25 protein-coding genes are annotated in these 24,634 nt (G+C 39.7%); 10 read left to right on the top strand and 15 right to left on the bottom strand.

Features of this window, described 5'->3' with window-relative positions; all coding sequences use genetic code 11:
- Positions 1 to 47: 47 nt before the first annotated feature.
- The 5 genes from QS795_RS07370 to sra form a co-directional block, all read right to left on the bottom strand.
- On the bottom strand, positions 48 to 497 hold the full coding sequence (locus tag QS795_RS07370) for a universal stress protein (RefSeq protein WP_036954742.1): 450 nt from the start codon (positions 495 to 497) through the stop codon (positions 48 to 50).
- A 188-nt stretch (positions 498 to 685) separates the two neighbouring features.
- A complete protein-coding gene (locus QS795_RS07365; protein ID WP_036954745.1) occupies positions 686 to 1,024 on the bottom strand; it encodes a hypothetical protein in 339 nt (112 codons plus the stop codon).
- Positions 1,025 to 1,141: 117 nt separating this feature from the next.
- On the bottom strand, positions 1,142 to 1,570 hold the full coding sequence (locus QS795_RS07360; RefSeq protein WP_006660028.1) for a universal stress protein: 429 nt from the start codon (positions 1,568 to 1,570) through the stop codon (positions 1,142 to 1,144).
- A 486-nt stretch (positions 1,571 to 2,056) separates the two neighbouring features.
- Entirely contained in the window at positions 2,057 to 2,836 is a 780-nt protein-coding gene (locus QS795_RS07355) for a YaeF family permuted papain-like enzyme (protein ID WP_154603962.1), read from the bottom strand.
- A gap of 267 nt (positions 2,837 to 3,103) precedes the next feature.
- Positions 3,104 to 3,319 carry a stationary-phase-induced ribosome-associated protein gene (gene sra, locus QS795_RS07350; RefSeq protein WP_154604417.1) on the bottom strand — a complete coding sequence of 72 codons (216 nt, stop codon included), beginning with the start codon at positions 3,317 to 3,319 and terminating at the stop codon, positions 3,104 to 3,106.
- Between the two features lie 395 nt (positions 3,320 to 3,714).
- Between sra and QS795_RS07345 the strand changes: the two genes are divergently transcribed.
- Both QS795_RS07345 and QS795_RS07340 read left to right on the top strand, forming a co-directional pair.
- Positions 3,715 to 4,413, top strand: coding sequence for an aspartate/glutamate racemase family protein (locus QS795_RS07345; protein WP_154603963.1), 699 nt, complete (start codon positions 3,715 to 3,717; stop codon positions 4,411 to 4,413).
- Between the two features lie 131 nt (positions 4,414 to 4,544).
- Positions 4,545 to 4,781 carry a helix-turn-helix domain-containing protein gene (locus QS795_RS07340; RefSeq protein WP_286271812.1) on the top strand — a complete coding sequence of 79 codons (237 nt, stop codon included), beginning with the start codon at positions 4,545 to 4,547 and terminating at the stop codon, positions 4,779 to 4,781.
- A gap of 77 nt (positions 4,782 to 4,858) precedes the next feature.
- Here QS795_RS07340 and QS795_RS07335 read toward each other — a convergent pair whose 3' ends face one another.
- From QS795_RS07335 to QS795_RS07325, 3 genes are all read right to left on the bottom strand, one after another.
- Positions 4,859 to 5,002: a hypothetical protein gene (locus QS795_RS07335; protein ID WP_286271811.1), complete on the bottom strand. Its 144-nt coding sequence runs from the start codon at positions 5,000 to 5,002 to the stop codon at positions 4,859 to 4,861.
- Positions 5,003 to 5,135: 133 nt separating this feature from the next.
- Positions 5,136 to 5,357, bottom strand: coding sequence for an HP1242/YdcH family protein (locus QS795_RS07330; RefSeq protein WP_108478997.1), 222 nt, complete (start codon positions 5,355 to 5,357; stop codon positions 5,136 to 5,138).
- Positions 5,358 to 5,485: 128 nt separating this feature from the next.
- A complete protein-coding gene (locus QS795_RS07325; protein ID WP_154603965.1) occupies positions 5,486 to 5,935 on the bottom strand; it encodes a carboxymuconolactone decarboxylase family protein in 450 nt (149 codons plus the stop codon).
- Between the two features lie 238 nt (positions 5,936 to 6,173).
- Between QS795_RS07325 and QS795_RS07320 the strand changes: the two genes are divergently transcribed.
- A protein-coding gene (locus QS795_RS07320; protein ID WP_166685554.1) for an IS3 family transposase occupies positions 6,174 to 7,342 on the top strand; the annotation gives its coding sequence in 2 pieces (ribosomal slippage) (positions 6,174 to 6,423 and positions 6,423 to 7,342; 1,170 coding nt in all).
- A 95-nt stretch (positions 7,343 to 7,437) separates the two neighbouring features.
- On the opposite strand, the gene cspE is transcribed toward QS795_RS07320, so the two are convergent.
- On the bottom strand, positions 7,438 to 7,650 hold the full coding sequence (cspE, locus tag QS795_RS07315; protein ID WP_036954791.1) for a transcription antiterminator/RNA stability regulator CspE: 213 nt from the start codon (positions 7,648 to 7,650) through the stop codon (positions 7,438 to 7,440).
- Between the two features lie 1,083 nt (positions 7,651 to 8,733).
- On the opposite strand from cspE, the gene QS795_RS07310 reads away from it, so the two are divergent.
- From QS795_RS07310 to QS795_RS07300, 3 genes are read left to right on the top strand one after another with little or no spacing between them, the layout of a single operon-like run.
- Positions 8,734 to 11,652, top strand: coding sequence for a xanthine dehydrogenase family protein molybdopterin-binding subunit (locus QS795_RS07310; protein WP_318627108.1), 2,919 nt, complete (start codon positions 8,734 to 8,736; stop codon positions 11,650 to 11,652).
- Positions 11,649 to 12,215, top strand: a complete 567-nt coding sequence (locus QS795_RS07305) for a (2Fe-2S)-binding protein (RefSeq protein WP_286272855.1) — start codon at positions 11,649 to 11,651, stop codon at positions 12,213 to 12,215. Before QS795_RS07310 ends, QS795_RS07305 begins: the two co-directional genes overlap by 4 nt.
- 11 nt (positions 12,216 to 12,226) lie before the next feature.
- Positions 12,227 to 13,549 carry a cytochrome c gene (locus QS795_RS07300; RefSeq protein ID WP_318627107.1) on the top strand — a complete coding sequence of 441 codons (1,323 nt, stop codon included), beginning with the start codon at positions 12,227 to 12,229 and terminating at the stop codon, positions 13,547 to 13,549.
- 9 nt (positions 13,550 to 13,558) lie between these two features.
- Here the strand turns inward: QS795_RS07300 and QS795_RS07295 are convergent, their stop codons facing one another.
- Positions 13,559 to 14,767 (bottom strand): IS4-like element ISVsa5 family transposase, encoded by a 1,209-nt coding sequence (locus QS795_RS07295; RefSeq protein WP_001339197.1) that lies wholly within the window; start codon positions 14,765 to 14,767, stop codon positions 13,559 to 13,561.
- Between the two features lie 439 nt (positions 14,768 to 15,206).
- Here QS795_RS07295 and QS795_RS07290 point away from each other — a divergent pair, with 439 nt between their 5' ends.
- The 3 genes from QS795_RS07290 to ttcA all read left to right on the top strand — a co-directional run bounded on the left by QS795_RS07290 (position 15,207) and on the right by ttcA (position 17,631).
- The gene (locus tag QS795_RS07290) at positions 15,207 to 15,653 is read left to right on the top strand and encodes a DUF3290 domain-containing protein (RefSeq protein ID WP_286269539.1); all 447 of its coding nucleotides are present in this window, start codon (positions 15,207 to 15,209) and stop codon (positions 15,651 to 15,653) included.
- Positions 15,654 to 15,661: 8 nt separating this feature from the next.
- Positions 15,662 to 16,312 (top strand): DUF421 domain-containing protein, encoded by a 651-nt coding sequence (locus QS795_RS07285; RefSeq protein ID WP_154603976.1) that lies wholly within the window; start codon positions 15,662 to 15,664, stop codon positions 16,310 to 16,312.
- Positions 16,313 to 16,716: 404 nt separating this feature from the next.
- On the top strand, positions 16,717 to 17,631 hold the full coding sequence (ttcA, locus tag QS795_RS07280; protein ID WP_154603977.1) for a tRNA 2-thiocytidine(32) synthetase TtcA: 915 nt from the start codon (positions 16,717 to 16,719) through the stop codon (positions 17,629 to 17,631).
- Positions 17,632 to 17,898: 267 nt separating this feature from the next.
- Here the strand turns inward: ttcA and zntB are convergent, their stop codons facing one another.
- Positions 17,899 to 18,882: a zinc transporter ZntB gene (zntB, locus tag QS795_RS07275; protein WP_108479002.1), complete on the bottom strand. Its 984-nt coding sequence runs from the start codon at positions 18,880 to 18,882 to the stop codon at positions 17,899 to 17,901.
- A 360-nt stretch (positions 18,883 to 19,242) separates the two neighbouring features.
- Positions 19,243 to 20,865 carry a peptide ABC transporter substrate-binding protein gene (locus QS795_RS07270; protein ID WP_154638904.1) on the bottom strand — a complete coding sequence of 541 codons (1,623 nt, stop codon included), beginning with the start codon at positions 20,863 to 20,865 and terminating at the stop codon, positions 19,243 to 19,245.
- A 462-nt stretch (positions 20,866 to 21,327) separates the two neighbouring features.
- Here QS795_RS07270 and tpx point away from each other — a divergent pair, with 462 nt between their 5' ends.
- Positions 21,328 to 21,828 carry a thiol peroxidase gene (gene tpx / locus QS795_RS07265; RefSeq protein ID WP_272521117.1) on the top strand — a complete coding sequence of 167 codons (501 nt, stop codon included), beginning with the start codon at positions 21,328 to 21,330 and terminating at the stop codon, positions 21,826 to 21,828.
- An 87-nt stretch (positions 21,829 to 21,915) separates the two neighbouring features.
- Here the strand turns inward: tpx and QS795_RS07260 are convergent, their stop codons facing one another.
- From QS795_RS07260 to tyrR, 3 genes are all read right to left on the bottom strand, one after another.
- Positions 21,916 to 22,290: an ATP-binding protein gene (locus tag QS795_RS07260; RefSeq protein ID WP_154603980.1), complete on the bottom strand. Its 375-nt coding sequence runs from the start codon at positions 22,288 to 22,290 to the stop codon at positions 21,916 to 21,918.
- A 272-nt stretch (positions 22,291 to 22,562) separates the two neighbouring features.
- On the bottom strand, positions 22,563 to 22,994 hold the full coding sequence (locus tag QS795_RS07255; RefSeq protein WP_181478520.1) for a hypothetical protein: 432 nt from the start codon (positions 22,992 to 22,994) through the stop codon (positions 22,563 to 22,565).
- A gap of 1 nt (position 22,995) precedes the next feature.
- On the bottom strand, positions 22,996 to 24,561 hold the full coding sequence (tyrR, locus tag QS795_RS07250; protein WP_286269531.1) for a transcriptional regulator TyrR: 1,566 nt from the start codon (positions 24,559 to 24,561) through the stop codon (positions 22,996 to 22,998).
- Positions 24,562 to 24,634 lie beyond the last annotated feature (73 nt).

Below are 24,634 nucleotides of genomic sequence, written 5' to 3'. Positions count from 1 at the left end.
AGCTCAGGTCTTTTTTATGAATCCAGTCTGTGTATTAAATAATAAAACTATCTTACGACTAAAACGGATATTTTTGCATAAGAGACGATCCCTGAAGCATTCGAACCCAATAAGTGGGTTGAGATACTTGGGTTACGTGAGCCAACCACAATAAGGTCGGCATGAACTTTCTCAGCTTCGTCTAATACTTTTTCTCTTGGCGAACCGAACTCCACTTTATAAGAGATCCTATCCGCGGGGAAATCCATATCTTTCACAATGTGATTAACCAGTTCAACCAGCTGTTCTTCCGAACGTTCAATGGCCTTTTTCGTAAATGAGGCGAGCAAATCATAATGATAGCTATAACTCATCGAAAATCTTGAAACATCCGGCACTGAGTGAAATAGATGAATGTTAGCGTTATCCATTTTTGCTAAATGAATGGCTTGCTTTAACGCTTTATCGGTCAATGCATCTTCAGAAATATCAACGGGAACCAAAATAGTTTTATTCATATAAGCCCCTCTCAAGGATGTATCTCTCATTCAATTTATTCGTTTTTTGAATAGATGAGATAGCGGTTTAATGGTTATTGTTTTGCCAAGAAAAGTATAGTCTGAATAAAATGAAAATGCCGTGAACTGGTTTACTAATCTGACAATCAATTCAGTAAATAATCACAACATTTGGCAACTTATTCAATCTAATCCTCTTCTAGATGCCATTTATGTAATATTCGATGAATAAATGGCGTGACGATTAAGCCAATACTAATAATGAATACACTTTGTAAAAATAAACCATAAATAGCAATAAAGAAACGGCCTGTTTGGGTGATTGGTGCAGGCTCAATCGCTTGGCCACTCAGCATTGATAATGCGTTTAGCATAGATTCCATTATCGAATGCCCTTCAATAAAATAAAAACCAATAATCCCAGGCAGTAAGCCAATAAAAAACACTAATAACGCTAAAAAATAAAAACGCAGAACTCGCAAAACAAAATGTTCCATGCGCATTAATTCTTTAGTGAATTTCTCCATAAAAATCCCACTCAATCCATACCGATATGCCAATTCAACAATGATCTTGTAAACGACATAAAAAAACCTATGCAACATTATGGAAACTTCATTGCATAGGTTTTAAAAAAGAATAAATTAACGAACAACCAGTACGGATGTTTCTGCGTAGCGAACAATTCCTGCCGCTGTAGAACCTAACAAGTGGGTCGTAATATTTGGACGGCGAGAACCAATCACAATAATATCAGCATTAATATCCTTTGCGGTGTTAATCACTTCATCACGAGGTGAACCAAACGTGATAGTGTAACTGACATCATCATGAGGAAGATCAATCGAATCCATCAACATTTTCATATCTTCTTCTGCTTTCACTGTCGCTCGGTCTTTAATTTCCATATAACCCAACGCATACGCATTAATAATCGCCGAAGAGATAGGCAATACGTGGATCAGATGAATTTTTGCGCCAGATTGTTTCGCTAAATTTACCGCATGACGAACCGCTTTACTGGTCAACTCTTCTTCAGTAAGATCGATAGGGACCAAAATCGTTTTGTACATAAGCCCTCCTGATAAATTATCGAATAAACATTAACAGTAAAATTATAATCAACTGTACGTAAATGTCTCTTATCTCAAAAGATAAATGAGATCTCCGGCTACAAATTCACAACATTATTCCTTTATCAGCATCTAAATTCACTTCAGCACTCGGAGAAAAAGCGAAAAATATTAAATATTTTTCGCCAGAATTAAATGAGATTGTAGCAAAACGAACCAATGAAACCATTAATCAATTTGTTTTTTAAGCACTTTTTAGATTTTCGATGAGATAAAAAATTTTAATAGTTATATGAAAAAAGGGGTTGATTTCTTAAATGAGAATAGTTATCTTTTATCTCGTGAATAGTTGAGTAAATTACTCGGTCTTTTCACAACGACATTGCTCACATTGCTTCCAGTTTAGCTGGCCAACTCATTTGAGTTGGCCTTTTTTTTATTTTATTGGCTAGCAATATTTCATCAAAACTTAACCTGCAATATCCGTCATTTATTGAGGATAGCGCCTCCAAAGCTCCAGTTTTTTAAATGTCCGACATAAGTTAAACGCTCTGTTGGCATAAAGGTAGGTACGTCCCCTGAACGCATATGCAAAATATCAGCTGGTGTAATCCATGATGAGTTCCCCTCAAATAGCGGCACACCTGCATATTTATACGCATCTAGGACAAACTGCGAACAAAAGAAACCGTTGGCTTGTTCAATATCATCCCCTAATTGCACTGTAGCCAGTGTTTTAAGACAAAAATTACGGATAGTCTGTCCAATCAGCGGTAGTTCACAGACGCGCTTTGTCAGCATCCATGGCGCAATCATGATGATCCCTTTCATGTTGTATTTACCTCCATCATTAGCAGTAGAAAACTCACGCAGTTTTTCTGCATGAAATGACGTCAATAAGTTATGTCGTAATACAACCATATTATTAGAATCTGTGATTGCTTGGTCGAGAGGAATAATTCTGACCCCACTCCCAACCGATTCTGCCACCTGACCAAATCCTAAATAAATAGAAGCGTGACTCACCCCGCTCACGCTAAATAAGCGGATCCCCCACGAGTTCATCCCCGTAGCTGAAGATAAAAGGATATCTCCAGGCAACATATCTGCCACCGTCAATGTTTCAACTGAATCCTTAATCGGGATTGTGTTTGCATGCTGAATACTAAATTTCAGCTTATTTGATTCATCGTCAGTTTTAAATTGTGTTGAACAACCATTTATAAATAGAAAACAAAAAAATAGCATCCATTGGCATAATTTCATCTACACATATCCATTTTAGTTGTATTTATCATTATCCTCGACCTCGATTTTATCGAGAGAATATGACTATCACACTATTTTATTTTCTTTAATAGATAGAAACTGAGTGGCGATCACAAAAAATCGCTGAATGATCATGAACCATTCCAATGCTAAAACACCATCAGATAATTCAAAAAAAGATATGGATATATGAAAGGGATTTATTATTGCATTACTTAAACCCTCTAGCCAATCTAGAGGGTCACATCTTACCCTGAAATTAACTTAGATATATTCCGGATAAAATACGCTGATAGAGTGATAGGTTTTCTTTTCTGTAGCTTTATTTTTCTGTACCGCAACGAACGGCTTATCTTTTAGCTCTTCAGGTAAAGCCGTAGCATTTTCCTTTGCAATCACAGAAACTTGAATATTACGCTTAGAACGACTTAACTTGAACGGCATCCCTAATAAACGACGAGCTTGGTTATTACTTACCATCATAAACTCCTTAACTAAAAAATTTAAATTCATAAACTGAACATCAAAAAAAATAGTCAGTGTAGGTCACTAGGTTTATTTTATTCCCGCATTATCTAAAAAATAAAATAAGTAACTTTAGTAGTATAGCAGCAATAAAATATTATTTAATGAAGATTTACTGAACAGTCTCATGGCGTTATTAATCAATTTCTCGAAGAGTAACAATAAAATAAATCTCTAATATTTGATTAATTACAGAAAGATAACTCCAATATTAAAACTAATAAGATAGATATCAGTTAAAAATAATCTCGGCTTTATTTATATTATCGATAAAAACTGATATTACCGGATTGACTCCCCATAAATACGCTCAGTATAGTAAGAAAACAACACATATGAGGTACTTATCAATGAAGACGATTGGACTTATCGGGGGAATGAGCTGGGAATCAACCCAACTCTATTATCAGCAAATAAATGAAGGTATTAAGCAGAAACTTGGAGGGTTACATTCCGCTAAGATTGTTTTATACAGCGTTGATTTTGCTGAAGTTGAATATTTTCAATCTCACGGTCAATGGGATCTTGCTGCCGACCATTTAGCAAAAGCAGGAATGAGATTACAAGCGGCCGGCGCTGATTTTTTGGTTTTGTGTACAAATACCATGCACAAAGTCGCCCCACAAATCGAAGAAAAATCCAACCTTCCTCTCCTTCACATTGCAGATACAACAGGTGAACAAATAATACAATCAGGCATTACAACTATTGGGTTGTTAGGTACTGCATTTACCATGGAGCAAGCTTTTTATAAAGATCGTCTGATTGATAAATTTAACTTAAGGGTGGTCACACCAAATGAGGCAGACAGAAAAATCGTTCACGATATTATCTATAATGAGTTGTGTTTAGGGGTTATCTCTGAGACTTCACGAACCGAGTATCGACGCATCATGAAATCACTCGTTGAACAAGGCGCTGAAGGTATTATTCTTGGATGTACTGAAATCACGTTGCTGGTAAATGACGATGATACTTCCGTTCCCGTTTTTGATACCACAGCAATTCATGCGCAGAGTGCGGTTAAATACGCACTAAAAAACCAGTAATAGTGAGTTTCCATACATTAGGATAATTATCATAAAATTATCCTATCATTACCAAAATGCAGATACTTCCCTATTAACGTTTAACATATCTATGTTATTTATTGTCCACTACTAATTTTAGGGCTGTACCGATGAACGAAAGAAAACTTAACAACCTCTCTTTAGGACAATTCATCAAAGAACAGCGTCTCGCTCGTCAAATAACGGTCACCGAGATAGCTAAAGCCATTTCAGTTTCAGAGCACGCATATTCCCGATATGAAGATGGTTCCTCTTCTATATATGTTGGGCATCTTATTGCACTAAGCTCAGTATTAGATGTTGAGCTTCGAACACTGCTCGACGCTTATTTAAAACCAGAGCAATAATATTTATATCATCCTCTTAGCATAAAGCTCCTAGCTTTCACTTTATGCTAAGTATCGTTTTTTGATGAGTTTACTTCTTAGTGTTGAATATAAAATACACTCATCATAAATATTTCCGCTATTTTTCCACTATAAAGTAGGTATTCCACAGGTGTTGCAATCATACTAATTGTGTTTAACATCGCTTCAGCGACCATTTCTACTGGGTTAAATGCAGGCATGTTTATTCTCCTTTTTAGACACACTATCTTAGCTAGGTAGTCTCGCCTATAGGATTAAGTGCAAATTGCTTCCAATAAAATCAATAAACAGCCCCACACTTGGCGAGGCTGTGAATTGTAGTAATCTATCGAGTTAGCTTAGTTCTGGTGGGTTTTTCAATATTTGATGAATCTCTTCTTTAAGGCGCAGTTTTTCTTTTTTTAACTCTATAACATCAGTGCCATACCCACTTCTGTCTGGATGCTCCAGTCTGGCTATTTCATGATCGAGTTGATTATGCCGATTAAATAAGGCTCTAAAATCCGGATCTGACTGACGAAGCTGCGAGATTAAATCACGATACTCTGGGAACATAAGTCATTACTCCATTAGCTGATTAATACGCACGATCCAGTGTCACGTAGATTGAAAATGAAGTCACTTTACTTATTGTAAATATAGGACAAGTATCACTAATATTAACCTGTGATTCGACTAGAGACTTACGGCTTCACTTTATAGCGGCTCGCGATAGCGATGCGATTAAAAGAACCAATGATGATAGATATCCATTCAATTAATGCTAGTTGTTCATCGTTCCAGTATTCCGCAGCTTTTTTATAAATATCACTAGGAATATGACCGGAATGAACCATATTGACTGATTCAGCCAATAAGAATGCAGCCTTTTCTTTTTCAGAAAAATAATCAGCCTCTTCCCATACTGCGACCAATGCGATTTTATCAATATTAACATGGCATTTTTGAGCATCTTGCGTATGAAGCCTCACACAAAAAGCACACCCATTAATCTGAGATATTCTCAATTTAAGTAGATGAATAAACCCTTCTTCCATTCCTAATGATACTGCTTGCTGATCAATATGATTGCTAATCTCAATCAGCTTGTTATACGCATCAGGAGAACTTTTAGATAATGATGCTCTGTTCATATACACTCCAAGTTACATTGAAATGAAATATATATAACCAGTTTCAATAAAACTCATCTATCGATTTAGTGTTGCACAATCGCCGGTGAAGCTACACCTCCCTTCAAACCGATAAGAACACGAACACGAGATAGAACCTTTTTCACTAACCAGATAACCTTTAAACTGTAGTGGTTTAATAAATTTGGCCACCTGAACAGAGGTGATATGCTCACCTCAGAACAACACAGGTGCCTTAATGAAAAAACGAAATTTCAGTGCAGAATTCAGACGTGAATCAGCCCAGCTGGTTGTGGATCAGAACTATACAGTTGCAGATGCCGCGAAAGCCATGAATGTCGGGCTTTCCACCTTGACGCGGTGGGTAAAGCAATTACGGGACGAACGGGCAGGCAAAACACCGAAAGCATCCCCTATCACGCCGGAACAAATTGAGATACGTGAGCTGAAGAAAAAAATTCAACGTATTGAAATGGAAAACGAAATATTAAAAAAGGCTACCGCGCTCTTGATGTCAGACTCCCTGAACAGGTCTCGGTGATCGGGAAACTCAGAGCGCATTATCCTGTGGCCACTCTTTGCTGCGTGTTCGGAGTTCACCGCAGCAGCTATAGATACCGGGAAAACCGGCCTGACAATCCGGACGGCAGGAGAGCCGTATTACGTAGTCAGGTTCAGGAGCTGCACGGCCTCAGTCATGGCTCAGCAGGTGCAAGAAGTATCGCTGTAATGGCAACACACAGGGGCTTCCGGATGGGACGATGGCTTGCCGGACGGCTAATGAAGGAGATGGGGCTGGTGAGCTGTCAGCAGCCTGTTCACCGGTATAAACGTGGCGGTCATGAACACATTGCTATCCCGAACCACCTTGAGCGACAGTTCGCAGTGACAGAGCCCAATCAGGTATGGTGCGGCGACGTAACGTATATCTGGACCGGTAAACGCTGGGCATACCTGGCCGTTGTACTCGACCTGTTCGCAAGGAAACCCGTGGGCTGGGCAATGTCATTTTCTCCGGACAGCAAACTGACAACCAAAGCGCTGAAAATGGCATGGGAAATACGAAATAAGCCATCCGGGCTCATGTTCCACAGTGATCAGGGTAGCCACTATACAAGCAGGCAGTTCCGACAGTTACTGTGGCGATACCGGATAAAACAAAGTATGAGTAGGCGTGGTAACTGCTGGGATAACAGCCCGATGGAGCGCTTCTTCAGAAGTCTGAAAAATGAGTGGGTGCCGGTGACCGGCTACATCAGCTTCAGTGAAGCAGCCCATGCAATAACGGATTATATCGTCGGGTATTACAGCGAAGTCAGGCCGCATGAATATAACGGTGGATTACCACCAAACGAATCAGAAAACCAATACCGGAAAAACTCTAAAACCGTGGCCAATTTTAGTTGACCACTACATACATTTAACACCGGAAGGGTTACTTTTGGTTGCTTCAAAATGATAGAGTGCCTTTATCTCAAGGACATCTCATAAAGATATCGATCTTAAAGTGCCACTACATTTACAGCAGCTGGACCTTTTGCGCCATTTTCTACTGAGAAGCTGACTTTTTGCCCTTCATTAAGGGTTTTGAAGCTATCACTTTGGATTGCAGAAAAGTGAACAAACACATCTTTGCTTCCATCTTCAGGAGAAATAAAGCCAAAGCCTTTAGATTCGTTAAACCATTTTACTAAACCAGTCATTGTATTAGACATATTGAATTCCTTTGAATTTTTAATTGTTGCCACATGGCATATAGGTTTGATTTTTCTTGATACTTATGGAACTAATTAGAAGGAATTCACTACGAATGGGTATCTATAGGATAACGCTAAACGGGGGGAACTTTTCAAAACTTGCTTTCATAAATAGGTCTGTACTTCCAAACCGATGAGTGCATTTACTCATACATCCTTACGTATAGCAAGGTTTTTTTCATAGATACTACGATTATTTTAATAATCAATATGGATTTAACAATATATTCAATGCCAGAATACATAGATAAATCAATGATAAATAATAATTTTAAATCCCATCAATCCATACATAAAATACAATTTAATAAAAAAGGTCGCACTAGACGACCTCTTGGACAAAACTCTATCCATTAATTATTTGATACTATCATCTTCTGTTGGGTCAAAAGGCATTCCACCTGCAAAGACAAATGACAGTGCAACAATTACAAATGAAGCTACAACAAAAAATGAATCAATTATCTTTTTCATGCCTTTTCCTTCATAAGTTAAGCCGAAAACAATATGATAATTAATCTCATTAATCAATAAAAACACCATTCATTTTGACAATTAAAATCAGTTGTTCGGAATAGCCTTCGACTTACTTAAGCGCATCATGTATACAAATCCCCAAAAGCCCCACTGAAGTGAGGCTCTTAAGCTTCTGATGTTGTAGTCACTCTTGTCACGATCTCAGCATAATTATCTGCTTTATATAATACAATGCATATTGATTTAATTATTCATTAATAATAATTGCTATCATTTAAATAAATTACATTCTAATAAAACTCAGTTATTTTATTCAATACTGTCAGATTAAGATGACCCCAGCAGTATTATTCACTTTCTTGTCTAAATCTCTTTACTCGTTCTTGATATATCACTATAGATACCCATACTATTTATGTAACTTATTGAGCTATCTGATATTAGCCATCAAATTACGAGCAAATTAAATCGCAATAAAACAATCTTATAATGCGTGGCTAAAAAATATTATTTACTTCCATTCCTCATAATAAAAACCCTAAAAATATCATCGGGGAGCACACTATGTCGGGTCATATTTCTAGACGTAACTTCATCAAACTAGGCACTATTGCAGGCATTGCAGTGATGGTGGGTAAACTCCCTTTTGCGATAGCAATGGAGCTTGATTCTGACTCTCCATCAACCGATTGGATAGGTCAAAATGGTAAAGCACGCTTTCGTTGGGATGGCGTTGAAAAGGTCACCGGACGTAAAAATTTTGCTCGTGATTACCGCGCTAAAGATATCCCCGGCTGGCCTAAAAAACAAAGCTATGCCTTTATGTTAAAAGCAACAGAGGCAGATAAAACCTTTGAAGGCATTGATATTTCAATCTTAGGTCCAAATTTACAGCCTGATAAAGTTATTTTACAAGAAGACCTTATCCGTGATGGCTTAAATATCCCTCAAGACACCAGTATGGGAAAAGGCTTCTATGGCACCAATATTTTAGTGCCGCTAGGGGATACCCCGCCGATTATTGGCCACCCTGTTGCCATCTTGATTTATCATGATTTCGATAAATACAGCGCAGCGCAGCGGATGCTACGTTTTGCGACAAACACCGTAAAATATGGAACGGTGACTGGGCCAAAACCACCTGCTAACTATGGTGCAGCACGATACGTACGTATCGGAGGTGACACCCCACTTTCACCTTCTATCTTTTCCCCTTATCAAGATTCAGGTATTAAAGGTGGCTTCGATGGCAATACTCCTATTTGGCCTCCTTATGACCCCAAACACGCCATTTCTATTCCACCAGTGATCCGTAAAGATCGTGGTGGTGGTTTTATTCAAGCCCTTCATCAAGCAGAAAAAAGCCCTGATAAACAAGAAAAGGCGATGGATTACGCACGGCAAATTGAGCAAGAAATCGCAGAAGCTCGCCAGAATCCTGACAAGTTTGTGATTGAGCGCCATGGTTTTTCACAATCCATTGACCCCTGCGCAATGGAGCCTGATAACTGTAATACTTGGTATGACGCACAAACCAAAACACTGCATATCTTAACCGCGACACAGTCTCCTGCAGGAGTTGTCAACGCCGCTGCGGAGTTATCGAAGCACAACAAACATTTTCCTGTCGAAAATATTATTTTATTAACCGGTTCTACCGTCGGTTATGGCTCAAAAGACTATTCGGTTTTTCCTTTCTACTCGATGGTCGCCAGTTTCTATGCTGATGGTTTGCCTGTTCGCATGGCAAATGACCGCTATGAACAATTCCAAATGGGAATGAAACGCCACTCTATTGAGATGGATGTCACCATTATCGGTGATAAAAAAACGGGCAAATTTGATGTATTAAAAGGTACTTATAACTGTAATGGTGGAGGCCGTGAAAACCTCTCGGTTGCCGTATCACACGTTGCGGTACGTGGCGCCCAATCTATTTATTATTTCCCTAAATCTGACCTCACCGCTCTCGCCATGGCCACCCCGGCTGTCGAAGCGGGCTCAATGCGTGGCTTTGGTTCCTTACAGTCGATGGCAGTCACTGAATTGATGGTCGATGAAATCGCTCACAACCTCAATATTGACCCAATTGAACTGCGCCGCCGTAATGCCATATTAGAAGGTTATCCGAATACACAAGGTGGTGTAATAGCGGGTGACCCTCGCAATGTCGAAATGTTAAATCTTGCGGAAAAACACCCGATTTGGGTCGATCGTGAGAAAAATAAAGTCGATTATGAAGCGAAAAATCCCGGTAAATTATACGGCGTTGGCTTTGCGCAAGTGCAGCAAGTTTATGGCTCTAGCGGTGTTCCAACGATTCTTTCTCTTGAATTTGATGCGAATGGCAAGCTGACAATGCGCCATTGCATGCAAGAAATTGGTACCGGAGGCACAACCGCACAGCAAGTCATGGTGTGGCAAGCACTCAGCAAAGCCCCTGATGTGGTTGAGTTTGGGGTAACTGAATTTGCAGAACTGCCACTCAAAACCAGTTGGGCAGATCAGAAAAAACAAGATGAACTGTCAAAAACTGATCCCTATTGGACACCTGCGCTGATCCCTGACATGAGTTCATCGAGCGGCGTTTATTACATTGGATTTGGTACACGCCAAGCAGGTCATTTTTTATTAGAAAATACCCTATGGCCTGCGGCCAAAAGCATTTGGAGTGAAGGCCCTGGCGGAGGAGCTTTCAATGGCTTAAATGTTGAATTTGCAGACATTCGTGTCGGACCAGACGGTATTGGCGGTGGTGGAATGAAGCCCATTCCTTTTGACATTTTAGCCAAAAGAGCCCATGAAATGGGGCTTATCACCGGAGTCGCTGTTCACGGCTATTCAAGCTGGCAGTGGGCTCGCGCAGAGTTCGATATCCCAACTGTGGGCTTGAAAAATCTCCCTCTCGATGCAATATCCGTTCGTTATGGCGAAGGTGCTCCACAAGAACTGAAAAAGCAGATGACAACTGGCGGTTACCATTTTATTAAACGTAAAATTGCCTATTACCCACCAACACAACGCGCAAAAGCTGACCCAACTACAGTCACACCAGCTTCCTGCCTCGTCGAGCTCAACGTCAATACGATGACGGGTGAGATCGATATCATGCGCCACCATATGATTATGGACCCCGGTACGATGATTGTCCCTGAATTGGTTTCAGGCCAAATTCAGGGGGGCACCGCGATGGGTATTGGCCACGCATTGATGGAAGAATTACCACTCTATGAAGATGGGCCAGGTAATGGAACCTGGAACTTTAATCGCTATGTTCTGCCACGCGCAAAAGATGTTGCTGTTTGGCAACAAACCATTGATTACTTACCTCCCCTATCAGAAACTTCGCCACCAAAAGGCATGGCAGAACTGGGAATGATCCCTATCTTACCTGCGACGAGTAACGCATTAACCCATGCGACGGGTAAGCGTTTCTATGAATTCCCTATCACGGTAGATAAAATTAAAAAGGCACTCTCATGAAAATCAACAATGCCGTTCCGATTATTGAGCGCAAGCCACTAACACTGACCATTAATGGCCAAAAAATTGGTCCTATTGACGTCCCTGTAGGGATGCCAATGATTGAGTTTTTACATGAATACCTTGACCTCACAGGCACTCACTTTGGTTGCGGGCAAGGGATCTGCCATGCTTGCACCATTATGGAAATTCAGCCCGATGGCTCAACGGTTGAAAGCCGTACCTGTATCTTTGGTGCCCATTATTTCAACAATAAAAATATTGTTACCATCGAAGGGCAAGCCAAACTGGATGAACAAGGCAAACTTGTTGAATTAACACCAATTCAACAAGCTTTTATCGAAAACTTTTCGTTCCAGTGTGGCTATTGTGCCCCCGGTTTCGTCACGGGTGCGACGGTATTTCTTGATAAACTGAAAAAAAAACCAGTGAAACGAGACCAACTCGAACATGCGATTGAAGAAGCCCTCAATGAGCATATTTGCCGTTGTACAGGCTATGTTCGCTATTATGAAGCTGTGAGGAAAGTCGCTCTCGACACTCCTGGCTGCGTGATCGATTAGGGAGAAACCTCATGGCTAAATCCAGCTCTCTACGTAAAAGCATTTATATTATTATCTTATTATTCATCATATTAATGCTTACGATCCTATTTGGTGCTTTTCGTACTTCCAGTATCGGCCCTGATTTAGATAAACCGCTGACTTCAGAAGAAGCCGCCAAATTGCTGCCAAGAGGGCAAGAATTGGCAACGGCTGGAGATTGCTTTGGTTGCCACTCATTACCTGAAGGGCCATTGGCTGCGGGTGGGCGTGCTATCGGAACCCCTTTTGGTACCATTTATTCCACAAATATCACGCCTGATAAGCAATTTGGTATCGGTAACTATACCCGTGCTGATTTCCATCGTGCTTTGAAAGACGGAATTGGTAAAGAAAGAGGCAATCTCTACCCTGCCATGCCGTTTGTATTTACCCATATGACGACATCAGATGATATTGATGCCCTGTATGCTTATGTGATGTCACTTCCGCCAATCAATGTACCAAACAAAGAAAATACAGGTGTATTTGTCCTACCCGTTCGCCCATTTATGAACTTCTGGACTTTGCTCAATTTCCCTAAACAAAATGCACCTCATGACCCACAACGCTCTGCCGAGTGGAACCGAGGTGCTTATATTGTTGAAGGTCTAGCACACTGTGGCGCTTGTCACTCACCACGTAATTTAATGATGGGTGTCGAGTTTTCACGGTCACTTCAAGGGGGTGAAGAAGCCGGTTTAGCAATCCCTGATATTACAGCCGAAGCGCTTTCCAAACATGGGTACGATACCGCCTCTTTGCGCCAATTCCTGCTTACAGGGAATGCCCCGCAAGGCTCTGCATTTGCAGATATGAGCACAGTGACTCATTTTTCTACTAGCCAGATGAATAAAAGCGATGTTAATGACATGGCAATTTATTTAATGACGGATAAACAAGGAAAAATACTTGGAGCCGAAGCTTCGCCTGCTCCATTGCCCGAGGCAAACTCACCAGAAGTGGGTGATGTCAGTCAAATCATGGAAACGGGTCGCTTAATGTATATGTCTACCTGCGCAGGCTGCCACGGGATCACCGGAGAAGGTGTACCTAATGGTATTCCAGCGTTAAAAGGTAACGCCATCTTAGCAATGAACAGCCCCGAAACCTTTATAAGTGTAGTGTTAACGGGTATTCCAACCACCACTTTCCCTAATGGGCAGCGTATGTATGCTATGCCAAGCTTTGCCGATGATTTAACGCCACAAGAAATGGCAGATTTAATATCATGGGCACGTGCCGAATGGGGGGGACAAGGTAAACCCGTCACCGCCGAACAAGTTGAAAAACTGAAAAAAGCAGCTCAGTACTGAGAGATCCCCTCATAATTTCCCCAAAGCGTAACCATGTGTGAATAAATTTTGAGCTAGTAGGGTTGCAGCCACGAGTAAGTCTTCCCTTGTTATTGTGTAGCCAGAATGCCGCAAAACTTCCATGCCTAAGCGAACTGTTGAGAGTACGTTTCGATTTCTGACTGTGTTAGCCTGGAAGTGCTTGTCCCAACCTTGTTTCTGAGCATGAACGCCCGCAAGCCAACATGTTAGTTGAAGCATCAGGGCGATTAGCAGCATGATATCAAAACGCTCTGAGCTGCTCGTTCGGCTATGGCGTAGGCCTAGTCCGTAGGCAGGACTTTTCAAGTCTCGGAAGGTTTCTTCAATCTGCATTCGCTTCGAATAGATATTAACAAGTTGTTTGGGTGTTCGAATTTCAACAGGTAAGTTAGTTGCTAGAACCCATGGCTCCTTTGCCGACGCTGAGTAGATTTTAGGTGACGGGTGGTGACAATGAGTCCGTGTCGAGCGCTGATTTTTTCGGCCTTTAGAGCGAGATTTATACAATAGAATTTGGCATGAGATTGGATTGCTTTTAGTCAGCCTCTTATAGCCTAAAGTCTTTGAGTGACTAGATGACATATCATGTAAGTTGCTGATAGGTTTCCAGTTTTCCGCTCCTAGGTCTGCATATTGTACTTTTCCTCTTACTCGACTTAACCAGTACCAACCCAGCTTCTCAACGGATTTATACCATGGCACTTTAAAGCCAGCATCACTGACAATGAGCGGTGTGGTGTTACTCGGTAGAATGCTCGCAAGGTCGGCTAGAAATTGGTCATGAGCTTTCTTTGAACATTGCTCTGAAAGCGGGAACGCTTTCTCATAAAGAGTAACAGAACGACCGTGTAGTGCGACTGAAGCTCGCAATACCATAAGTCGTTTTTGCTCACGAATATCAGACCAGTCAACAAGTACAATGGGCATCGTATTGCCCGAACAGATAAAGCTAGCATGCCAACGGTATACAGCGAGTCGCTCTTTGTGGAGGTGACGATTACCTAACAATCGGTCGATTCGTTTGATGTTATGTTTTGTTCTCGCTTTGGTTGGCAGGTTACGGCCAAGTTCGGTAAGAGTGAGAGTTTTACAGTCAAGTAATGCGTGGCAAGCCAACGTTAAGCTGTTGAGTCGTTTTAAGTGTAATTCGGGGCAGAATTGGTAAAGAGAGTCGTGTAAAATATCGAGTTCGCACATCTTGTTGTCTGATTATTGATTTTTCGCGAAACCATTTGATCATATGACAAGATGTGTATCCACCTTAACTTAATGATTTTTACCAAAATCATTAGGGGATTCATCAGAGCTCAGTAATCATTCATCGCTTCTCTTCAAATGACTTATTTGTTGAAGGGAAGCGTCATTATTATTTCCATTACGATATTTGAATAAAATTCCCATTAATATTCTTGTTATCTAAAAGCTTATCTTGAATTAATCCCACATGCAGGTTTTCGAAATGCTTTCTTTGATAACCACTGAATTCATCGACAACTTTTAACTTCAGCATAAAAATCAATGACAGATCTTGGGTAATGACTGACAACTCAAAATTAGCGTTTAATATCAGAGCTAAAATGCTAATAAGTCACTATAATAACAATGAATATCGTGAACAATCAGGAATGATTTTTATATGAATTTTTATGGGATAGATTATTTGCAAGCGCAGTCTAATATAAATGATTATTTAAAATACATTGTCATTTTTGGAACTTTATTTGCTTTAATCATTTTTTTCATCCTGTATATGCGACATCGCCTACAAACTAAATATCGGGATTTAACGATTATCGCCTTCCTATTTTTACTTTTCATTTCAGGTATTCAGTATCAAGATTATACCGATAGTCAAAATATACACTCAAAATCATCCCAAATGGTTAATTTCGTAAGGTTATTATCAAAAGAAAAAGGTGTAGATATAAATTCTATATTTTCTAACTCTGTACAATTATCCGATGGCATCATCATTAAAATTGATGACCGGTATTACCGCATTCATTTAAGCTTAGATCAACAAACTTACAGCTTAGAAAAAGTTTGGTTAACAAATCCCGAAATTAAAATCATAAAAAAATAAGGCATGAAATGATTATTTATACACCTATTATTATAAAACTTGGATTGGGGATTCTATGTCTGATTGTTCAAATAAACCTTATGGGCAAAGGGAATTTAGCCCCCTCATCCGCAATGGATCAAGTCCAAAACTATGTTCTAGGCGGTATTATCGGTGGCGTCATTTACAATGAATCAATAACAGTACTGCAATTTATACTTGTGTTAATCATCTGGACTTTGCTTGTTTTTGCCCTTAAATTTTTAAAAGAGAATAATCCGTTCATTAAACGAATTATTGACGGCAAGCCTATAACCTTGGTACATAATGGCAGCGTTAACGTTAAAGAATGTCTAAAAAATGGTGTTTCCGCTAATGATTTGATGTTCAAACTAAGATCAAATGGCATATACGAAATAGAGCAACTAAAACGCGTTGTTCTCGAACAAAATGGGCAATTGACCATTATCCAAAGTGGCGATGAAAATATACGTTATCCAATTATAGTTGACGGCTTAGCTAACTATGACTTACTCGAAATCATCAACAAAGACATTGAGTGGTTAGAAAACAATATCTCGAAACAAGGTTTCAGTAAAATCAGTGAAGTGTATTTAGGTGAGTATTTGTCTGGTAGGATTAATTTATATGGATATGAAAAAAAGAATAACGCAGATTAAGTTAGATTCACACCTTGTATAGCACTGACAGAACACTTACCGCTTTTGGTATTTGGGTCATGCCCTTAAGCCAAAATCACTCTAAGCTTGTCTCGCGCCTATTTTAGCGATAAATCAGGATATTATCCTACTTAACTTACCTTCAAATCTATAAGAGTATGACCATGGAATAGAACCTTTTTCACTAACCTGTATCAAAAATCCTCATCCATCTGCTATCATGTGCCCCTGAAAACTTCACCTCCATAAATGAGCTTCTGTTTTTTATCTGTTTCGTAAATGCCTTTATGCATCGTAGCTTTTGTCTCTAGCGACTTTAGCCTGCAAAGCGATAACAGAAAAAACAAAATTTCTTTTATTTTTTATAAAGTTAAATACTCAGCGACAACACAGAATAGTACAGAATGAATACACAGAAAGAACAATACAACTTAAACAAACTCCAAAAAAGAATTCGTCGTGATGTTGGGCAAGCCATCGCCGATTTTAATATGATCGAAGAAGGCGACCGTATCATGGTCTGCCTGTCTGGGGGAAAAGATAGCTATACCCTGCTGTCTATTTTGCAAAGCCTGCAAAAAAGTGCCCCAATTTCATTCTCTTTGGTCGCTGTTAACTTAGACCAAAAACAACCGGGCTTCCCTGAACACATTTTGCCAGCTTACTTAGACGAACTCGGTGTTGAGTATAAAATTGTCGAAGAAAACACCTATGGCATCGTAAAAGAAAAAATTCCTGAAGGGAAAACCACTTGCTCCCTGTGCTCTCGTTTACGTCGCGGTATCTTATATCGCACCGCGACAGAGTTAGGCGCGACCAAGATTGCACTCGGCCATCACCGCGACGATATTTTGCAGACCCTGTTTTTAAACATGTTCTACGGCGGTAAATTAAAAGGTATGCCACCAAAATTGATGAGTGACGATGGCAAACACATTGTTATTCGCCCTCTGGCCTATTGCCGCGAAAAAGATATTGAGCGTTTTGCTGAAGCTAAAGGATTCCCTATCATTCCTTGTAACTTGTGTGGATCCCAGCCTAATTTACAGCGCCAAGTCATTAAAGAGATGCTGCGCGATTGGGATAAACGTTACCCTGGACGTATTGAAACCATGTTTAGAGCAACTCAAAACGTTGTATCATCTCACTTATGTGATACTGAACTATTTGATTTTAAAAATATTTCACATGGTGATGCAGTGATCAATGGTGGTGATATGGCTTTTGACCGCGAAGAATTGCCTGCTCAGCCAATGATTGATGAAGATGATCAGCCAGACTACAGTGCTGAGCGCTTAGATGTGATTGAAGTTAAGTAAGATAATAAAAATTGATCCGCTATCTCTGGAGAAATTCAGGGGTAGCGTCAGATTTTATGCAAAAAAAAGCCGATGTAAAATACATCGGCATTACAGTGGTCAATTATTCTGTATAAGAACTCAATATGAGAAAAACTACAATTATGGAGCACAACGTTCATCGCTCAACGTTGCATTCACCTGCGGGAGTAATATTGCCTTAAAACCCTATACCCTTTATTGATTTATCTCAAACTAGCGCCCATTATCCAGAACAATTCACCTTTCTTATAGCCATCGACTTCTTTTTAACCACCAAAATACTGTAGCGATTAAGCAGGCGAGTAATAAACAAAACGCACTGAAGGCAAACTTAAATTCATTACCGGGGATCCCCCCTAAGTTCACACCAAATAAACCAGTTAAAAATGTGGTTGGTAAAAATATCATCGCCATTAATGACATGGTATAAATTCGGCGATTCATCATTTCCGTCATCATATTCGTAATTTCATCAGACATAATGGCAGTACGAGCAATAAAACCATCTAAATCTTCAATACAGCGCCCTAATCTGTCTGAAATTTCTTGTAAACGACGTCTGTCGTTATCATCTAACCATAATAATTTTTCAGCGGTTAATCGAGAGAACATATCCCGCTGCGGCGCCATATAACGGCGTACGACAATAATCTGTTTACGCAATAACGCTAATTCCCCACGCTCAGGAATTTCACCATGTAATATCAAGTCTTCCATTTCAATAAGACGCTCGTGAAGAGAATCGGTGAAATCACTAATTTCATCGGTCATCGCATCGGTGACATCGGCAAGCCATTCACCGGTACTCTGAGCACCGACGCCTTCTTTAAGATCATCAATAACAGAATCCAATGAGTGAACACGTCGATGACGACATGAAACAATCAAACGGCTATTCATAAAAATACGAAAGGCCACCAATTGTTCAGGGCGTTGTCCTGCCGTGTTATTCAGAGTTTGTAATGTCAGTAGAACGCCATCACCAATACGCACCATCCGCATACGATTCATTTTACCCGTCAGTGACGATTTCACTTGGTCATTAAACAAATCAGTCTGTTGGATCCAGCTAGACGTCTCTTTATTTTTATAATCGTAATGCAGCCAAAATGGAGATTGCTGTGTTGCAGTGGCATTTAAATCGATTGGAAGAACACCACCGTCTCCATCTAACTGAAAGGCATGAACGGGGTTAGAGTGTTGAAATTGCGATCCATAGGTCGACGCCATGCAATATCTCCTTAAATTGAAAAGTAAGGTATTTTTAGTTGATTAAAGGGAATATTGCAATGATTTCAATAACAAAATCAAAATACAAAGTTTAAGTAGGTGTTAAGCAAAGGAAAATAAAAACAGTAAAATAAGATGTTATGCAAAATTTATAGCCCAATGAAATTTCTCAATTTTTGCTAGAGAGATCCCATTTGATTGACACAAATTAGCAATAAAACAGCAAAGTTTTTTCCTATTATTAGTTCTGTAGTGTTTATTCCTTTTTGGTCCTCCTTCCGACTCTCCAGTGGAAGGAGTTTTTTTTATTTTGGGGCTCCCAAAATTTAACCAGCACATCTGCACTGGCTAAATTTCATTCTAATGCTTAATCATATAGAAGCTATGGCTATATGCCACATCCTCTGGATTTTCAATCGGATAACCTTTTAACCACGGTTTAATCAAGCGCGCATTCGTATATTGATAAATTGGCGCAATTGGCGCTTCTTTTGCAATAATGGCTTCTGCTTGGTTGTAATACACATTACGCTGCGCATCATTCGTTTCAATACTGGCTGAAGTCATTAATGCGTCATATTGCGGACTATTAAACTTAGGAATATTGCCACTATGTTGAGAAGTTAGCAGTGATAAGAATGTCGATGGCTCATTAAAATCACCAATCCAAGAAGCACGGATCACATCAAAATTTCCGGTGTTACGGCTATCAATATAGGTTTTCCACTCTTGGTTAACTAATTTAACTTGTACCCCGAGTTTTTTCTTCCACATAGAAGCAATCGCAATGGCAATTTTTTGATGGTTTTCTGAGCTGTTATACAGCAACGTCAATTCCAAAGGATGCGCTTCACTGTACCCTGCTTGTTTCAATAATGCTTTGGCTTGTTGGTCTAACTCTTTCTGTTTATGAGTCTGATACAGCCCTTTTTGTGGCTTAAAACCTGCTGTCACATCGGGTGTAAAATAATTCGCGGGTTTTTCCCCTGTCCCTAAGACTTTGCTAGCAATCAATTGGCGGTCAATTGCCATTGATAATGCCTGACGAACCCTGACATCATTGGTCGGCGCGCGCTGGGTATTAAATGCGTAGTAATAGGTACCTAGTTGATCCGGAGTAAAAACTTCGTTAGGAATATCTTGTAATAATTTTTGATAGCGCTGCTTTGGAAAGGATTCCGTGATATCTAAATCCCCCGCTAAATAGCGGTTAGTCGCATGAGATTCTTGGTTGATGGGAACAAAAGTCACTTTAGTGATCACTGTATTTTTATGATCCCAATAGTGCGGATTTGGTGTTAATACGATTTTCTCGTTAACAACGCGGTCATTCAGCTCAAATGCCCCGTTTCCAACCAAATTACCGACTTTAATCCAATCTGCTCCATATTGTTCAATAGTTCCGCGATGAACCGGAAATAAGCTAAAATTTGCGGTTAATGACGGGAAATAAGGAACTGGCTTATTTAACACAATTTTCAATGTGTGTTTATCGACAGCTTCCACCCCTAACTGTTCTGGCGGCAACTTACCATCAATAATATCCTGCGCATTATTAATTCCTGCTAATGCTGCAAACCAAGCAAATGGCGATGTATTGGTTGGCGTGACTAAACGACGCCAGCTGTAAACGAAATCATCAGCGGTAACAGGCTCGCCATTCGACCATGACGCTTCAGGGCGTAACTGAAAAATCCAAGTACGGTTGTCATCGGTGTGCCAATTTAGTGCAACACCCGGTATCGGCTTCCCATGATTATCTTGATTAACTAAGCCTTCAAACAAATCACGCATCACTTGAGCTTCAGTCAGTCCAACAGATTTAATTGGGTCTAACGATGCTGGCTCATCTTTCAGATGGCGCACAACTTCTTGATTTTCGGATAAAACAGTACCAGCAGGAACCGTAGCACTGATAACCGGTGTAGAAAGGAAAAGTGATGAAATGAATACAGCTAAAGAGGTCAATGAACGTTTATGCATATTATTATTTCTATCTATTAATCAAAAAGAGGATTACTCAGCGTTATTCGCTAAGCTTTTATGAATTAACCCATTACAAACTGCTAAATTGATATTTGACATGCCAAGGTATTAGCCGTGATAGGCGAATAACTCATTGACTTGATTGTCAGTTTAAAATTAGCTTTCGCTTCATCATATAACAAGTAAAACACGGCACAAAGCGCTCTTTTTATCGCGTTGAATATGGTATTTTAGGATGATACATAATAAAAAACATAAACTCTTAATAGGGCTTATTACTTGTATAATGCAGCGCAACCTTCTTACTTAGCACACCGAGAAGGCAACAATGCAATTCGGTCAATAATAGGATTTAAAAACAGAAAGTTAGGAATGTGAAATTACGTAATAATTTGATTTTAAAAATTATTTAATATTTTCATCTTCTGTAACTCAATCTATAAAACGGGAGAAAAACGAATGTCACAGACAGTAAAACTCAAAGGCAATAGCATTTCACTTGCAGGTACTTTTTTACAAGCGGGCTCACAAGCTAAACCTTTCACTTTAGTCGCTAAAGATTTAAGTGAAGCAACCTTAGATACTTACCAAGGTAAGCGCAAAGTTCTGAATATTTTCCCAAGCGTAGATACCGGTGTTTGCGCCGCTTCTGTGCGTAAATTCAATCAATTAGCCAACGGTTTAGACAACACTGTTGTGTTATGTATCTCTGCTGATTTACCTTTTGCTCAAGCACGTTTTTGTGGTGCAGAAGGCTTAGACAATGTGGTGACATTATCTTCATTCCGTAGTGATTTTGCCCAAGATTACGGCGTTGAAATGACCACTGGTCCATTAAAAGGTTTAACGGCTCGTTCTGTCGTTGTATTAGATGAGAACGACAAAGTGATTTACAGCCAATTAGTGCCTGAAATTACTGAAGAACCTGATTATGATAATGCGCTAAATAGCCTGAAATAATCTTAAATTATGATGAACCACAATCGCCGATGCTTTCGGTGATTGTGGCTTCATTTGATAGGGGTTGAGGGGTTATCAATCATGTTTTTAATCAACATAAGCCCAAAATAGTGGTTTGTGATTTTTCGCGTTGACCACATTCGTAAAAATTATATTTTCCTTCATCATACTCACTAACGAGTGCGACAACGTACTTAATACCCGTTGAGCCTGCTCTTGGGTCACAGGGCAACAAGACGTAAGAATATCGATAATCAAATCCCGTGGTTTAACACCATTTTTGACTAACACATCCCACGTAAAACGATTTTTTTTCGCTAAATAGTTCGCAGCTGCCTTATTCATTAAATAAAGTTCTGCGGCGGTATTTGCGGATTCAAACATATCACCTTGATAGTGACATTTAGACATATATTCACGTAGCTTGAAATTGACAATAAAATTAATCGTAAATTGTTCCATTGCAACTCCTTAAAGGTATAAAACCCGCGTTGCTAATATTAATAATCAATGCACGACTTAAGCATTTTTTATCGTTAATTTAAAAATTAAAGCTTTGCTCACCATTTTTATAGCAGAAAAAACAACCAACCCGCAATGATCAGGACGTCGTTTTACGATGAAAAATATGTAAATTTAGTTTAATCGAGTAAGCTCACTCCATTCTTTTAACTGATTTGGAATAAATGAGCTTATTTATGTGGCTTGTTTTATTGATAGTGACTGAATGGGCGTTAGTCAGGAAAATATCTTATTTCGAGCGAAGTCTCTTTATTATCTTGAATAAATTGGAGGTAAGTTTCTCCCCCCGGAAAACTTTGCTCAATTTCTAATTTTTTGTCGCCGCTCCATCGATAAATAATCGACTGACAGTTATCATCCGAGCAAATCACTTCTTTGTTTTTGTTAGGTTCTAACTTAGCCTCTAAAAACTTTTTATCATCACCAAGCAGATTACGATATTCTTGATAAGCGCTTAGTAGCGAACTATTAGGGAAATGACACTGAGTCAGCGCGCCATTTTCATACACGTCTTCCATGGATTGCTCTGCATTTTTACAGAGTTTATCAATCAACTTATTATTTGGTTTTTCTTGTGCAACAGCGCTAATACTCACACTCATTAATACGCTAAGTAGACACAATTTAAACAGCTTTTTTATCATGTTAATCTTGCTCTTTCTTGGTACTGAGCCCGTATTCTCGCAATTTGTTCGCAATAGCGGTATGAGAAATATCTAAACGTTTAGCCAATTTACGCGTACTCGGATAATCACGATATAATCTCGCCAACACCGAGGCTTCATAGCGTTTGGTTATTTCATCCAGTGACCCATTTAATGTATCTAAAGCAATCGCAGGCGCGTTAACTGCATCAGGAAGTTGGATATCATCAACATCCAAAATATTGCCATTAAATTGAGATAGTCCCTGATATAACGCATTGCGTAATTGTCTAACATTACCCGGCCAATAATAAGAGCTGAGTGATTCAATTAATGCTGGTGAGATTTTTGGCTCATCAATGTTCAATTCTTTGGCAAAATTAGACACAAAGACTTTCGTGAGCGGTTTAATGTCTTCACTACGCTCTCTTAATGGAGGGATCGTGAGCGTTATAACATTCAAGCGGTAATAGAGATCTTCACGGAATTTTTTCTGTTCCACTAGCTCAGGTAGGTTCTTCTGTGTCGCACAAATCACCCGTACATTGACTTTGACTTCATGTTCTTCGCCAACACGTCTGAAAGTTCCATCGTTCAGAAAACGTAATAGTTTAATTTGCATTTGAGGGGACATTTCAGCAATTTCATCCAGCAAGACAGTACCGCCATTCGCTTGCTCAAAAAAGCCTTTTTTCCCTTCAATCGCATTTGGATAAGCCCCTGCTGCATAACCAAATAATTCACTTTCAACGACATCATCAGGCATAGAAGCACAGTTCAATCCTAAAAATGGCGCATTGCCACGAGCACTGTGTAAATGGCAGGCTTTTGCCAGAATATCTTTACCCGTTCCGGTTTCCCCGACAAGCAATAACGGCTCATCCAGCATAGCAACACGTTTAGCACGTTCAACGACTTGGATCATCGCAGGACTGACCGCTACAATCTGGTTAAATCCACGGTTTTCAATATCAACTTCAGCTACTTGCTTACGTTGATTTTCAAGAATTGCCACGGATTTGAGTAAGATCACCGCCCCTGTGCAGTGAGATTTTCCATCTTCATCGGCGAGAATAATTGGCGTAACCTGCATTAAATAGTCACTGCCTTTGACTGAAATTCGTTCAGTGTATGGTTCTGGAGACTCACGTTCAAACCAACGATGTAAACCATGGTTAGGGATTAACTGGGAGAAGGATTTTTGTTTGATTTTCGTTTCATCAACCCCAAAAAGTTGCAAACTCATTGGGTTAACCAGCTCAATATTCAGTTTATTATCAATGGATAAAACTGGCTCAGGGAACGAATTCAGTAAAGCCCACACCGCTTTATGCTCACGTTCGGAAGGCATAAAGTAGATGCGGCGAACATCAATTACCCCGTTTATACGGCGGATCTCTGCCATTAACGTACTGAAAACCTGAAAATCTACCGGTGCAAAATTCAGGTAAATTCGACGTTGAGCTGAAATTTCAATGCCTTTTAAGTCAATGTTTTGTAGGACTAAAAGATCAAGTAATTCACGCGTTAAACCGATTCGGTCTTGGCAGGTCACTTCGAGGCGCATGATGAAACCTTTTGTAGAGAACATAATTGCTAATATTTTAGCGTTAAACAGGCCAGTAATACAGAGCCGTGTC

It is taken from the genome of Providencia zhijiangensis, from assembly GCF_030315915.2.
Lineage (GTDB): Bacteria > Pseudomonadota > Gammaproteobacteria > Enterobacterales > Enterobacteriaceae > Providencia > Providencia zhijiangensis.
The sequence above is the reverse complement of the archived record's forward strand: the minus strand, read 5'-3'. Positions and strand labels throughout refer to the sequence as shown.